Genomic DNA, 14,000 nt, shown 5'->3' on the forward strand with positions numbered 1-14,000 from the left:
GGCCGTCAGGAGCGGCCGGATTCCCCGGACGCGTCCTCGTCGACCCTCTTCATGGTGAGGTTGATCTTGCCGTCGTCCCGGATCTCCAGGACCTTCACCCTCACACGGTCGCCCCTCTTGAGCACGTCGGAAACCTCGTTCACGCGCTCGTTGCTTATCTCGCTGACGTGGACCAGCCCGTCGGTGCCGGGCATAATCTCGACGAAGGCGCCGAACTTGGCCACGGTCGAGACCGTTCCCTCGTAGATCTTGCCCACCTGCGGGACGCCGACGATGTCCTCGACCATCTTCATGGCCTTGGCTGCCGCCGTGGAGTCGGTCGAGAGGATGCGCACCGTGCCGTCGTCGCAGATGTCGATCTTGACGCCGGCCTCCTCCTGGATGGAGCGGATCATCTTGCCGCCGGGGCCGATCAGCTTGCCGATCTTGTCGGGGTTGATCCGGGTGGTGCTCACCCTGGGGGCATACGGGCTCAGCTCGGCCCTTGGCTCTGCGATCGCGGCCTGCATGATGCCGAGGATGTGCTCCCTGCCCAGCTTCGCCTTCTCGAAAGCCTCGGCCAGCATCGCCGTCGAGATGCCCTCGATCTTGAGGTCCATCTGTACGGCCGTCACACCGTTCCTGGTGCCGGCGATCTTGAAGTCCATCTCGCCTAGGTGGTCCTCGACACCGGCGATGTCGGTCAGCACTACGTAGTCATCGCCGTGCTTGGCGAGCCCGAGCGCTATGCCGGCAACCGGGGCCTTTATGGGGACCCCAGCGTCCATCAGGCAGAGCGTGCCGCCGCAGACCGTGGCCATCGAGGACGAGCCGTTCGACTCGAGGATGTCGGACACGACGCGGACCGTGTACGGGAAGGCCTCTTCGTCGGGCATGACGGCCTGTATGCCGCGCTCGGCCAGGTGGCCGTGCCCGATCTCGCGCCTTCCGGGCCCCCTGATGGGCTTGACCTCGCCCACGCTGAAGGACGGGAAGTTGTAGTGCAGCATGAACCGCTTGGTGTACTCGCCAGTGATGGCGTCGATCCTCTGCTCGTCGCTGTCGCCGCCGAGAGTGGCCGCGACCAGCGCCTGGGTCTCGCCCCGGGTGAAGACCGCGGAACCGTGAGCCCTGGGGACCAGCCCGATCTCGCATTCGATGTTCCGGATCTGGTCGGGCGAGCGCCCGTCGAAGCGGATCTTCTCCACCGCGAGCTTCCGGCGGACATAGGCCTTCTCGATCTTCTCCATCACGTTGTCGCGGACGTGCCGCCAGGCGTCGTCAGCGGGCTGGAAGCCGAAGCGCTCGGCGAGCTCGTCGGCGCGGGCGACAGCCCTGTCCACGGCCTGTCCCCACATCTCCTTGCGCCCGTGGCCGTAGACTCCGTCGAATTCGGGGACGGCGACGGCCTCGACGGCCTGGGCCAGGCCCTCGGGTATGGCGATCGGGGTGTGGGTGCGCTTCTCGCGCCCCGCCTGCCTGACGATCTCGAGCTGGAGCTCGTTGATCCTCATGGCCTCGGCTCTCGCGATCTCGATGGCTTCGAGCACCACGCTCTCGGGCACCTGGCTGCAGCCGCCCTCGAGCATGACCACGTCGGTCCCGCGGACGGCGACGACTATGTCGAGATTGGTCTCTTCGAGCTCGGCGAGCGTGGGGTTGACCACGAAGCGGTCGCTGATGCGGCCGATCCGCACAGCGGAGACCGGGCCCTTCCAGGGGATGTCGGAGAGCATCAGCGAGGCCGACGCCCCTATCATTCCCAGCAGGTCGGGATCGTTCTCGGAGTCGGAGCTGATCACCATGCAGTATACCTGGGTCTCGCAGCCGTAGCCCTCGGGGAAGAGGGGCCTTATCGGTCTGTCGATCAGCCTCGCGGCGAGGATCTCGGCCTCGCTGGGCCTGCCCTCGCGCTTGAAGAACCCGCCGGGGATCTTGCCCGCGGCGTACGTGCGCTCGCGGTACTCGACCGTCAGGGGCAGGAAGTCCTGTCCGGGCCTGGCCTCCAGATCGGAGACCGCGGCCGTGAGGACCACGGAGTCGCCATATCTGACCAGGGCCGCGCCATCAGCCTGCTTGGCGAGATGGCCGGTCTCGATGCTGAGCTTGCGTCCGGCAACCATCGTCTCGACTTTGAAGGGCATCTTCTTCCTCTCATGATGGCCGCCCGACGCCGCCCGTGTGGCGCCGCCGGGACGGACCGCGGGTCTATCTCCTCAGACCCAGGTCGTTCACGATCTTTCTGTAGCGCTCCACCTCGGTGGATTCGAGGTACTGGAGGAGCCTGCGGCGCTTGCCCACGAGCTTCAGGAGGCCGCGCCTGCCGTTGCTGTCGTGGGGATGGCGCTTGCTGTGCTCGGTGAGCTCCCGGATGCGCTCGGACATTATCGCTATCTGGACCTCCGGCTTGCCGGTGTCGCTCTCGCTCGCACCGAAGGTCTTCACCAGCTCGGCCTTCTTCTCGGCTGTGATGCTCATCCCTTCACTACCTCCAGAACCCGCTCGACATCACGAGCGATCCTACCTGTCAGTTCACCACTCGTCAGGCCGCTCTCGGGCGGCCTCAGGAACCACCGGAACCCTATCCAGGCGGCTCTCCCGTACGCATCTCCCGACCAGCCCGGTATGTGAGCCTCGCAGATGCAGGCATCCCCGCGGGGTATGAAAACCGCCGCGGGACGGACCGATCCGTCCAGATCCACCGTTGCCGCGTAGCTCCCCGGTGGCGGGAGGAGCTTGGCTTCGGGCACCCGGACATTCAGGGTCGGGAATCCGAGCTTGCTGCTCAGGCCCGTGCCCCTCGAAACGGCCCCGAGGGCCGAGTATTCCCTTCCCAGGAGTTCCGCAGCCTCGTCCAGCCCGGCCTGCGAAACCAGCAGCCTTATCCGGCGGCTCTTCACCGGCTCCCCGCCGTGACACACCGGATCGACCACATGGAGGCCCACGGACCTCTCGCTGCACCACGCCCTCAGCGTGGGGGCGGAACCCGCCCTCCCCGAGCCGAAGCCGAAATCATAGCCAACGACGATCTGCTCGAAGCAGCATGATTCCAGAATGGCGTCCAGGAACTCGCACGGACCCGAGGCCATCGTGGCACCGTCGAAGGGGTGCACGACCAGACCGCAGAGACCCGCTTCCGAGAGGATTTTGCGTCTTTCGCCGGGCGTCGTCAACCTCGCATGCTTCGCGCAGGCCAGGACCTGCCGGGGCACGGGTTCGAAGCACAGCACCGACGCGTCCGGAGAGATGCTGACAGCCCGCTCCACGATGGCCATGTGGCCCCTGTGGAGCCCGTCGAAACCGCCCAGAGCCAGGACCTTCAATCCGTTCCGCCTTCTAGTCCGGCCGAAGACCCGGCAACGGACCCGCGAAACATCCGTGAATCCGGTCCCAGCGCAAGAACCTTCAATCGAGCAGACCTCCGAGCGGACCAGCATCAACGACAGATCTGCCTGTCCCGTACATCGGTGAACGTTGCCTCCCCGCCCGGGGACCGGGGGAGAAAGTTAAAGGAGTCAAGAGCGTTCCGGGCATGCCGGGAGCACGGTCACGGGCCTTATGAACCGCCCGTCGCCGGTTCCCACGGCGAGGAGCTCCCCTCCCGGCCCTTCGAGCAGCGCGACCGTCCCCACGGTGGCATCCTCCACCGGGTTCCCGTGCGACACCCGGGATGCCTCCTCCCCGGTCAGGACCCTTGCGGGATATCCCCTCATCGCCTGTGCCGGGGCGAGCAGGGAGCCGGGGGAATCGGGCCCGGCAGCACACTCCGCCCTGGTGAAGGCTCCGTACGATTCCCTGACGATGCCGGCGGCATGGGCGCCGCAGCCCAGGGCCGCCCCGATGTCCGAGGCGAGAGCCCTGATGTAGGTGCCCGGAGACACGGTGACAGCGAGCCTGAACCTCCCGTCACTGATCCACTGGATCTCCCAGGATCGGGCGGTCACGCGGCGCGAAGGCGTTTCGGGCGAACCGCCGGCCCTCGCGATGCGGAAGGAGGCCAGGCCGCCTATCTTGACGGCCGAAAAGGCCGGCACCTTCTGTTCGAATACGCCCTCGAACCGCTCGAGGACCCTCGCGAGATCATCGGGGGCCGGAGTCACCGGATCGGCCCTGCCGACGACGGTGCCCTCCGAATCGAGGGAATCCGTCTCGATGCCCGTGACGACCTCGAAGGAGTAGCGCTTCTCGTGCCCCGACAGGTAGGCCGAAAGCCTCGTCGCACACCCGAGGAGGACTGGCAGCACTCCGGATGCAGAGGGATCGAGAGTCCCGGCATGTCCGAACCTGCGGTATCCCCAGAATCGTGCGACTCCCGCCGCGGCCCTCCTCGAGGTGCATCCCGACGGCTTGTCCAGCAGGTAGACGGCCCCGCGGCCCCCACGGGGATCGAGGGTCATGTATCCTTCCGGTCCATCTTCCTCATCAGCCTGAGGACCTCCTCGCCTTCCTCGATCGAACTGTCCTGGAGGAAGTGGAGTTCGGGCACGGTCCTGAGGCTGAGCCTCTCGGCCAGCAGGCGGCGGGCATAGCCCTTCGCCGACTCCATGGCATCCCTGGAACGGCGTTTCTCCTCGTCGGTGCCGAGGGTCGAGAAGAAGATGAACGCGTGGGTGGCGTCGGGAGACAGCTTCACGCGGGTCACGGTGATGAATCCTATCCTGGGATCGGCGATCTCGGTCCGCAGGATTCCCTCTATCTCTGCACGGACGGTCTCCGTGAGCCTCTGGAACCTTCTCTCCTTCATCGGATCGGAGCTAGAGCTCCCTCGACACCTCGACTATCTCGTAGCACTCGATGGTATCGCCCGACTTCAGATCGGCATAGCCCTCGAGGCCGATGCCGCACTCGTAGCCTGCGGCGACCTCCCTGCGGTCGTCCTTGAAGTGCTTCAGGGACGAGAGCTGGCCCTCCCACACGACCACGCCGTTCCGCACCAGACGGAAGCGGGAGTTCCGCTTCACCACGCCTCCGACCACGTAGCACCCTGCTATGGTCCCGATCTTCGGGACGCGGAAGATCTGGCGTATCTCGGCGGAACCCAGGAACTCCTCGCGCTTCTCGGGCTTCAGGAGGCCGGAAAGAGCCTTCCTGACGGTATCCTCGACATCGTAGATGATGCTGAAGCACTGGATGTCGACTCCGCTCGCCGCGGCACGCTCGCGGGCCCTGGAGTCGGGCCTCACCCTGAAGCCGACGATGACGGCGCCGGAGGCGGCTGCGAGCATGACGTCGCTCTCGGCGATGCCGCCCGCCCCGCTCCTGATCACGTCGACCGACACCTCGTCGGTGTTCATCCTGGTGAGGGTGTCCACGATGGCCTCGGCCGAGCCCTGCACGTCGGCCTTGACTATGAGCCTCAGGGTGCTGTCGCCTTCGGCGGCGGCCTTGAAGAAGTCCTCGAGGGTGATCTTCCGGTGAGACTGGAGCTCGCGCTCCCTCTCGACGATCTGGCGCCTCAGGCCTATCTCCTTCGCCTCCTGCTCGGACTCGACCACAGTCACGGAATCCCCGGCCTCGGGCACCCCGGTGCAGCCCATCAGCTGGATGGGAGTGCTGGGGCCGGCCTCCTCGACGGGCTCGTTGTTCTGGTCGTAGAGCGCCCTGACCCTTCCGGTGCACTGGCCGGCGATGAACGAGTCGCCGAGATGGAGGGTCCCGTCCTGGATCAGGATGCTGGCGACGGTTCCGCGGTAGGGGTCGACCCTGCCCTCGAGCACCGTGGCCCTGGCCGGGCGGTCGGGGCAGGCCTTCAGATCGAGCATGTCGGCCTGGACCAGGATCTTGTCCAGGAGATCGTCCACGCCCTGGCCCGTGATGGCGCTGACCTCGGCGCACTGGACCTCGCCGCTCCACTCCTCCACCAGCACCTTGTGGCTGGCCAGATCCTGCCTGATGAAGTCGGGATTGGCCGTGGGCAGGTCCATCTTCGTGATCGCCACGACTATCGGCACTCCGGCGGCCTTCGCGTGATCGATGGCCTCCTCGGTCTGGGGCATCACCCTGCTGTCGCCAGCGACGACGAGGACGACTACATCCGTCACCTGGGCGCCCCTGGTCCTCATGGCCGTGAAGGCGGCATGGCCCGGGGTGTCGATGAAGGTGACGCTCCTGCCACCCGCGACGTTCGCCACGTAGGCGCCTATGTGCTGCGTTATGCCGCCGGCCTCGGTCGATATGACGTTGGTCGACCTTATCCTGTCGAGGAGGGCGGTCTTGCCGTGGTCGACGTGACCCATGATCGTGACCACGGGGGCCCTCTGGACCTCCCTGCAGCTCTTCTCGACCCTGCGCTTCTCGATCGATTCGGCGCCGTACTCGGAGACGGTTTCGATGTGGTGCCCGAATTCGGCGGCCACGAGCGCGAGCGTATCGGCGTCGAGCCTCTGGTTGGCCGTGGTCATGAGGCCGAGTTCGAGGCACTTCGCGATGACCTCGCTGAGAGGCACGTCCATGAGGTCCGCCAGCTCGGAGGGGGAGGTGAACTCGGTCACCTGGAGGACCTCGCCCTCGCCGGACGCGGTCAGCTTCTCGTGGCGCTCCTGCTTCTCCTCGCGGTAGCGCCTGCGGCGCTTCTTCTGACTGCGGGCGGCATTCGAGCCCATCTGGGCGACGGTGTCGCGCACAGCCTTGACCGCCTCTGCGGACACGACCGCCTTCTTGCGGCGCTTCTTGCGCTTCTTGGACTTCGACGCGCGGTCGCGCGCCTCCTGCTTCTCCTTCTCGAACCTGCTGACCACGCTCTTGCGCTGATCCTCGGTCAGGGTGCTCATGTGGCTCTTCACGACCACCTGCATGTCGGTGAGCACCTTGATGAGGGCCTCGCTCGAGATGTTGAGCTCTCTGGCCAGCTCGTAGACCCGCTGCTTCTTCTCCGCCTGCTGCTCAGTCATCTCCACCGCCCTGTCCGGCTCCGTCGGAAGCGGCCCTGCCGGCCTCGTGCTCCGCCCTGAGCGCCTCGACCTCGATGGCACGCTTCTCTACCAGACGCCTGGCCTCCTGATGGATCTGCCCGACCTTGACCGGCCCGATGCCGTGCACCTTGAGGAGATCCTCCTCGGTGACCTCCGCTATCGAGTTGGCCGAGTCGTACCCGGAGACCCTCAGGCGCTCCAGGAGCTTTTCGCTTATCCCCGGGATCTCGGAGGCTTCGACCCTGAGCATCTCCTCCCAGCGCTTCTGCTCCTCCCAGAGGGACTGCGTCTCTATGTCTATCCTCGAGCCCACCAGCTCGCCGGCAAGCCTGACGTTGTGGCCGTTCTTGCCGATGGCGAGGGAGAGGTGGTCGTCGGGGACTATCGCGATCATCCTGATCCGCTCCTCGCCCGTTTCCGGATCGGTCTCGCGCGTCTGGTCGACGTTGAGCACCGTAGCGGGCAGGAGGGCGTGGGTGACGAGCACCCTGCGGTCCATGGTCCAGGGGATGATGTCGATCCTCTCGCCGTTGAGCTCCCTCATCACGGCCTGGACCCTGCTCCCCTTCACTCCCACGAAGGTTCCCACTGCATCGACCCTGTGGTCGTTGCTCGCCACCGCGAGCTTGGTCCTGACGCCCGGCTCGCGGGCTATGGCCCGGACTTCGACGACGCCCTCCTCGATCTCGGGGGCTTCGCGCTCGAAGAGCCGCTTGACCAGGAGAGGCGTGGCCCTGGAGAGGACGAGCTGGGGCTCCATCGAATCGGGCTTCTCGACCCTGATGAGGACGGGGAGGATCGGGTCGTTCTGGTTGTAGCGCTCGCCCCTGGCCCGCTCCTCGGCGGGCACGACGGCCTCGATGCGCCCGGCGACCTGGACCAGGACCCTGTTCCTGTAGACCTGCTGGACACGGCACCTGGGGATGATGTGGCCGATCTTGTCCTCGTACTCGTGCTGGACCTGTTCGCGCTCCGCCATCCTGACCAGGGTCAGGAACTCCTGCCTGAACACGTTGACGGATGAGCGCTGGAACTCGGAGATGTCGACCGGCATCGAGATCTTCTCGCCGTTCTCGGCGTCGGGCTTGATCTTCCGGGCCTTCTTCCTGGCTATCTGGAGGTGCTCGCTGCCCTCCTCGACGTTCTCGACGACCTCCATCACGGCTTCCAGCCTGACGTCGCCGAGCTGGTGATCCCACGAGATCCTGATGTCCTGCGGGCTTCCGTACTCGAGTTCGGTGGCCTTCATCAGGGCCTGGAACAGGCTCCTGACGAGGACCTCCTTGTTCACGCCCTTTTCTCTGACCAGCCTCGCGAGAGCGTCAATCCTGTCGTAGTTCGACACTTCGTTCTCCCTAACCGGAAATGGGCTCCCGACCGGCTGCGCCCGTCAGGCCTTCCTGCCCTTGTTCACACCCGTCTCCAGGACTTCGACGGCGCGCGTCACGACCGAGACCGGCACTATCCTGCCCCCGGGAAGGACGAGGCATCCGCCCTCGAAGGACAGGAGCTCGCCCTCGAAAGTCTCGCCGCCGGCCTCGACCCTGATGGTCCTGCCGACGCATCTCAGCCAGTCGTTCTCGGACTCGAGCCTGCGCCCGACCCCGGGCGAGCCGACCTCGAGAACGTAGGACCCGGATTCGACCATCTCGCGGTCGAGCATGTCCTCGATCGCCCTGGAGAGAGCCGCGCATTCGCCGACAGTCACCCTGCCGGGCCGGTCGACCAGGACCCTCAGTACGGCCCGCCTGCCGGTCTGGAACCACCCCGCGTCCACCACGAGGAGGCCCATGCCGCTCGCGAGCGTCTCGAGCGATTCCCTCAACCGGGCCGCGTCCAGTCGGCATCCCCCCAGTAAAGTACAAAACCGCCCCGCTGGCAGGTACACCCGCCCGCGCGGCTCGTACGCATGCAGGAGCTTTTAGCGCTTGAATCTAGCTGGAAACGCCAATCCTGACAAGGGCGGCGGGGCCGCGGCGGGCCGGCCGCCATCCCCCGGCCGGGGATCACATCACCGAGGCCAGGACGTCCCCCTCTATGATGTCATCCTCCAGGATGTCGACGAAGGGATTGCCGGCTTCGCCGAACCGCGTCCTCAGCAGTGGTTCGATCTCCCCGAAGAGCGCGTACATCGAGTACATCGCCTCCTCGGGGCCCAGCAGGGAATCCAGCGAGGTCCTGAGCGTGTCGATCCGCGCCAGGAGGAAGTCGCGCTGGATTTCCGTATAGCCCTGGGACTCGACCCAGAAGGAGCTCGCGATCAGGAAGTGGAACGCTATCGAAGTGCGCACGCCTTCCGCGCCGGTGAGCGCGATGCTGTCGGCCAGCCCGGCGGCCGAGGCCATCGCCGATCCCGGTACCCAGGGCTCCGGCGAACCGGGATCGAGATCCCTCGCGGCGAGCATCCCCCCAGTCCCGTACCAGACGCTCTCGAAGCGCGACAGGACGTCAGGGGGCACGTTGTCACGGAAGTCGCTCCGCGAGATCATGATCCGGTTCATGAGGAACATGTCCACGTCCTGGAGGCCGAGGACAGTCTTCAGGAAGGTGCCCCTCCATGCGGGAACCGTCCCCGTCCGCGGCAGCGCGGCCATGACCTGCAGCGGCACGATCCCGTCCGGCGGCCAGAGGGATATCCATTCGAAACCGTCGGTGAGGAGGCACACGGACAGGTCGACCATCCCTTCGGGGCCACGGGGATCGCCCTTCAGGGAGAGGGCCACCGCTCTCGCCGCCAGATGTCCGGGCAGCAGGGCGTCCGTCGATGCCATCCCGCCCTCGGCCAGGGCCAGGAGCCCCGTGGTGTCGCAGGCCATGGCCCTGCGGAAGAGGTCGGCGTCGGTGGCTGCCATTGCCGCCTGGTCCGCCAGGTCGGACGTCAGGCGCTGGCGTATATCGGCCGGGAGCTCGTCGCAGGTGGATGAGAGGGCCGTGCAGAGGCTGTCGGCGGCTTCCGGATGGAAGAGCATCGCGAAGCCCGAGGTCCATTCCGCAGACTCGATCCGGGATTCGGTCCTGTCGCCGGTCGCGCTGGATCCGGCTATGCCCTGGAGCTTGTCCAGCCAGATCATGTGGAGGGCGTCGAAGCCGCCTCCCAGGGGGGCGAGGGATATGGCCTGGTGTATGTAGTCGGCCCGCCTGTGGCCATGGAGCTGATAGGCCCTTCTCATGGCCCTCATCGTCATGTCGGGCATGCCCAGCCTCGTGTAGGTGAGCGCGAAGTTGTTGTTGAGCTCGGCATAGTCGGGAGCCCTCGTCCTGAGGGATTCATAGGCGGCGAGAGCCTGCATGGTGGCTTCGAGCGAGAGGTCGCGGCCGGCGGGATAGCCGGCCTCCTGCGTCAGCCTTGCGAGCGCCGGATTCGCGGGCTGATAGAGGATGGCCTTGGTGAGCCAGGCGCTGCCGAGGCCGTACCATCCCCCGAGCTCCTCGGGGTTTACCTCGACGCACCTGGTGCAGATCGCTATCGAGCTGTCGCAGCACACCCAGGCGTACTGGAACCGCTGCAGGGCCTCCTGCCGCCTGGCCTCTTCGCCCGTCTGCTCCCAGGCCATGGCCGCATTGGCAGCCAGGCCGAGTTCGCTCTCTATCTTGTCCAGATACTGGTCCTTGCCCAGGAAGAGGTAGTGGCCGGACCTCATGCCGGTGACGTAACGCTCCGTGCCCCAGAGTGCCATGAACAGGGCAGGGAGCAGGAACAGGACGGCGACCGCCCTGGGCAGGGCCCTTTCGCCCGCCCTGCCTCCCGAGAGGAGCAGGCCGCAGAACAGCGCGAACACGAAGGCGCCGGGCGGCCATCTCAGGCTGACCGACACGAAGGCCTCGCCGAGGAAGGCGATGATGCCCGCCAGTATCCCGGCATCCCTGACGGACAGCCTCCTCCTCCCGCCCGACCCGTCGTCCATCGAGGAGGAGAAGAGCCTCCAGAAAGCCGCCGCGAAGAACAGCGCGCCCACGATGCCGATCTCCACGAGTATCTCGAGGTACTCGCAGTGGACGTGGAGCGTGTTGTGGCTGGTGCCCAGGATGCTGTACATCGGGTTCCGCACGGCCGGGAAGATGATCTGGAACGTGCCGGGGCCGTATCCCAGGAAGGGATTGGCGGCTATGAGCGCCAGGGCGCCGCTCCAGATGACCAGCCTCACCCTCGCCGTGCCCTCGCCGAGGCGGGACAGCTCCATGAGCCTGTCCTTCATCAGCAGGCCGACTATCACGACGGCTGCCAGCGCCGCCAGCGGGATGACCAGGCTCCTCCCGGAGCCCCCGCGGATGCCGGTCGACGAATAGAGCGCCATGAAGACCAGGCCGGCGATCATCCCGAGCAGGCTCCCGCGGGTGCCGCTGGCGGATATCGTCAGTACCGAGATCAGCGTGAACGCGGCCATGGACGACAGCTTCGCGGCCCTGCCCATGCGCGATCCCATGAGGATCCCCACGGCTGCGGGCATGAAGGCCGCGACGAGGCCCCCCAGCAGGTTCGGGTTGCCCAGCGAACCCGAGACCCTGCCTCCGGAGCCGAGGTAGACATCCCAGGGGAAGATCACGACGTTCATCCACTGGAGCATCGAATAGACGCAGAGCAGGGCCATTATCACGAGAAGACCCCACTGCACCGTGATCCGGCCCTTGTCGTCGAGCAGGAGCCCGGCCGCCCCGGTGGTCAGACCGAGCATGCCGAGGCTGATGATGATGTTGGGGCCGTTCACGGAAGGCACGCCGGAGAAGTGGCGGGCCGTCATCCAGGCCATGAGCAGGAGGAAGGCCGACGCCAGCTTCCAGTCCACTGCGCGGTTGAGGGGAACCCCCCTCGCCGCCGCGGATGCCACCAGCAGCGAGACCGCGGCCCCGCCCAGGCAGTAGGCGAGCTCCTTGACCAGGATGCTCGATCTGTTGTTGGGCAGGAGAGTGAACACGACGAGGGCGGACACTAGTATCAGCAGCCAGGGGGCGACGGATCTCTCGAAGGGTCTACTGGTCATCCCTGGTCCTGTTCCTCTTCTCTCCACGCGAGATGAAGAATGCGATGATGGCCGAGAAACCGACGGCATGGGCAAAGACGAGCACGGCCTGGTAGGGGGCCAGGGTCGGGAGCAGCAGGGCCAGGATGCCCATGAGCAGCCCGACCGCGTAGAGGAGCAGCACGGCCTCCCTGTGGCTCATGCCGATGCGCATCAGCCTGTGGGCCAGGTGGTTCCTGTCGCCGGAGAGGAGGGGCACGCCCCTCCGTTTCCTGTAGATGAGGACCAGGAGCGTGTCCAGCAGGGGCACCGCCAGGACGAGCAGCGGCGAGAAGATCGCGATCTCCCTGATGGAACCGGCGGGCGTGTAGACACCGAGGACCGATGCGATGCCCAGCATGAACCCGAGGAAGTTGCTCCCGCAGTCGCCCATGAAGATCGATGCGGGATTGAAGTTGAAGACGAGGAACCCGCACGAGGCCCCGGACAGGGCGGCGCAGGCGAAGGCCACAGCCTCGTTGCCGGAGATCAGGTTGATGACCGTCAGGAAGGCCGTGGCTATCGCGGATACCCCGGCGGCGAGGCCGTCGGCGTGATCAAGGAGGTTGAGCGAGTTCGTTATCCCGACCAGCCAGATGATGGTGAGCGGGGCCGAGAGCCAGGCCAGCGGTCCCCCGGCCAGGAAGATGCTGAGCTGGGCGCCCTTGAGCACGAAATAGACCCCGACCGCGAGTGCCGAGAGGGACTGGAGGAGGAGCTTCATCCGGGGGGAGAGCTCGAGCATGTCGTCGAGCAGACCCGTCAGGGTCATCAGGAGGCCCCCGCCGATGACCATCACCCCCAGGGACTGCCAGTTCAGGGGGGTGTCGGCTATCGCGCCCTCGGGCAGGCCGCGCCAGAACAGGAGCCCCGCCGCGATCGTAACGGCGAAGGCCGAGTAGACCGCCGCCCCGCCCAGCAGGGGCGTGGCGATGAGGTGCTTCTTCCTGTTCCCGGGCCTGTCGACGAGGTTTGTCCGGAGGGCCACCCTCCTGGCCACCGGGGTCAGCAGGAGCGATATCGTGAGCGCCCCGATGAAGGCGAACAGGATGTGCTGGATGGAATCGCTCATTTGACGAGCCTTTCGCCGCCTGCGCCGAAGAAGTGGCAGCGCCCGGGCCTGAAGCCGAGCCGGAGCACGCTTCCGACGGAAGCCTCCACGGACGGGTCGCACCTCATGACGATCGGCTCACCCGTATCCGTTCTCATGTAGACGATCTTCTCGTTGCCCAGTATCTCCACGACCTCGGCGACGCAGGAGACGGCGCCTGCCTGGAGCTGGACCACGTCCTCGGGCCTGATGCCGATCCTGGCAGCTCCTTCCGGGATATCCTGCCCCGACGACACCGCTCCCGCCCTCCCGGCACCCTCCCCGGTCAGTTCGAGGAAGTTCATCGCGGGGCTCCCGATGAATCCGGCCACGAACGAGTTCACTGGTCTGTCGTAGAGTTCGAGAGGGGCGGCGAGCTGCTGGATCAGGCCGTCCCTGAGCACGACTATGCGGTCGCCCAGCGTCATGGCCTCGGCCTGGTCGTGTGTGACGTAGATCATCGTGGATCCGAGCCGGTGATGGATCCTGGCCAGCTCGCTCCGCATCTGGACGCGCAGCTTGGCGTCGAGGTTGGACAGGGGTTCGTCGAAGAGGAACACCGAGGGCTTCCTGACGATGGCCCTTCCCAGAGCGACCCTCTGCCTCTGACCGCCGGAGAGCTCGCGCGGCTTCCTGCCCAGGAGGGCGGTGATCTCCAGGATGCCCGCGGCCTCCTCGACCCTCCGGTTCATCTCCGGCCCCGGTATCCTCCGCATGCGCAGGGCGAACGCCATGTTGTCGAACACGGTCATGTGCGGGTAGAGGGCGTAGTTCTGGAAGACCATGGCGATGTCGCGGTCCTGCGGGGAGACGTCCGTGACGTCGCGCCCGCCTATCCATACTGAACCGGAGGTCGGGGTCTCGAGCCCGGCGAGTATCCTGAGCGATGTGGACTTCCCGCATCCGCTCGGTCCCACGAGCACGAGAAAGGAGCCGTCCTCCGCGGTCACGGTGAAATCCCCCAGGGCCGTCACCCCGCCGGGAAAGACCTTGCCTACCGATCTGAATTCGACTGCCGCCATG

11 protein-coding genes are annotated in these 14,000 nt (G+C 66.3%); all 11 read right to left on the minus strand.

The features are described 5' to 3' along the window. Positions 1 to 5: 5 nt before the first annotated feature. Positions 6 to 2,123 (minus strand): polyribonucleotide nucleotidyltransferase, encoded by a 2,118-nt coding sequence (gene pnp, locus QUS11_01290; protein ID MDM7991925.1) that lies wholly within the window; start codon positions 2,121 to 2,123, stop codon positions 6 to 8. Between the two features lie 64 nt (positions 2,124 to 2,187). Further along, positions 2,188 to 2,457 carry a 30S ribosomal protein S15 gene (gene rpsO / locus QUS11_01295; GenBank protein MDM7991926.1) on the minus strand — a complete coding sequence of 90 codons (270 nt, stop codon included), beginning with the start codon at positions 2,455 to 2,457 and terminating at the stop codon, positions 2,188 to 2,190. Further along, a complete protein-coding gene (locus QUS11_01300) occupies positions 2,454 to 3,302 on the minus strand; it encodes a riboflavin kinase (GenBank protein MDM7991927.1) in 849 nt (282 codons plus the stop codon). The genes rpsO and QUS11_01300 overlap by 4 nt, the downstream gene beginning before the upstream one ends. 192 nt (positions 3,303 to 3,494) lie before the next feature. Further along, the gene (gene truB, locus QUS11_01305; protein ID MDM7991928.1) at positions 3,495 to 4,376 is read right to left on the minus strand and encodes a tRNA pseudouridine(55) synthase TruB; all 882 of its coding nucleotides are present in this window, start codon (positions 4,374 to 4,376) and stop codon (positions 3,495 to 3,497) included. Then, the gene (rbfA, locus tag QUS11_01310) at positions 4,373 to 4,723 is read right to left on the minus strand and encodes a 30S ribosome-binding factor RbfA (protein MDM7991929.1); all 351 of its coding nucleotides are present in this window, start codon (positions 4,721 to 4,723) and stop codon (positions 4,373 to 4,375) included. Before rbfA ends, truB begins: the two co-directional genes overlap by 4 nt. A 10-nt stretch (positions 4,724 to 4,733) precedes the next feature. Continuing rightward, the gene (gene infB, locus QUS11_01315) at positions 4,734 to 6,869 is read right to left on the minus strand and encodes a translation initiation factor IF-2 (protein ID MDM7991930.1); all 2,136 of its coding nucleotides are present in this window, start codon (positions 6,867 to 6,869) and stop codon (positions 4,734 to 4,736) included. Further along, a complete protein-coding gene (nusA, locus tag QUS11_01320) occupies positions 6,862 to 8,235 on the minus strand; it encodes a transcription termination factor NusA (protein ID MDM7991931.1) in 1,374 nt (457 codons plus the stop codon). Before nusA ends, infB begins: the two co-directional genes overlap by 8 nt. A gap of 45 nt (positions 8,236 to 8,280) precedes the next feature. Next, complete coding sequence (locus QUS11_01325; GenBank protein ID MDM7991932.1) at positions 8,281 to 8,715, minus strand: hypothetical protein; 435 nt, start codon at positions 8,713 to 8,715, stop codon at positions 8,281 to 8,283. 181 nt (positions 8,716 to 8,896) lie between these two features. After that, the gene (locus tag QUS11_01330) at positions 8,897 to 11,869 is read right to left on the minus strand and encodes an O-antigen ligase family protein (protein ID MDM7991933.1); all 2,973 of its coding nucleotides are present in this window, start codon (positions 11,867 to 11,869) and stop codon (positions 8,897 to 8,899) included. Beyond that, positions 11,859 to 12,959, minus strand: a complete 1,101-nt coding sequence (locus tag QUS11_01335) for an MraY family glycosyltransferase (protein MDM7991934.1) — start codon at positions 12,957 to 12,959, stop codon at positions 11,859 to 11,861. The genes QUS11_01330 and QUS11_01335 overlap by 11 nt, the downstream gene beginning before the upstream one ends. Beyond that, positions 12,956 to 13,999 (minus strand): ABC transporter ATP-binding protein, encoded by a 1,044-nt coding sequence (locus QUS11_01340; GenBank protein ID MDM7991935.1) that lies wholly within the window; start codon positions 13,997 to 13,999, stop codon positions 12,956 to 12,958. Before QUS11_01340 ends, QUS11_01335 begins: the two co-directional genes overlap by 4 nt. Between the last annotated feature and the right edge of the window lies 1 nt (position 14,000).

It is taken from the genome of Candidatus Fermentibacter sp. (assembly GCA_030373045.1).
GTDB lineage: Bacteria > Fermentibacterota > Fermentibacteria > Fermentibacterales > Fermentibacteraceae > Fermentibacter.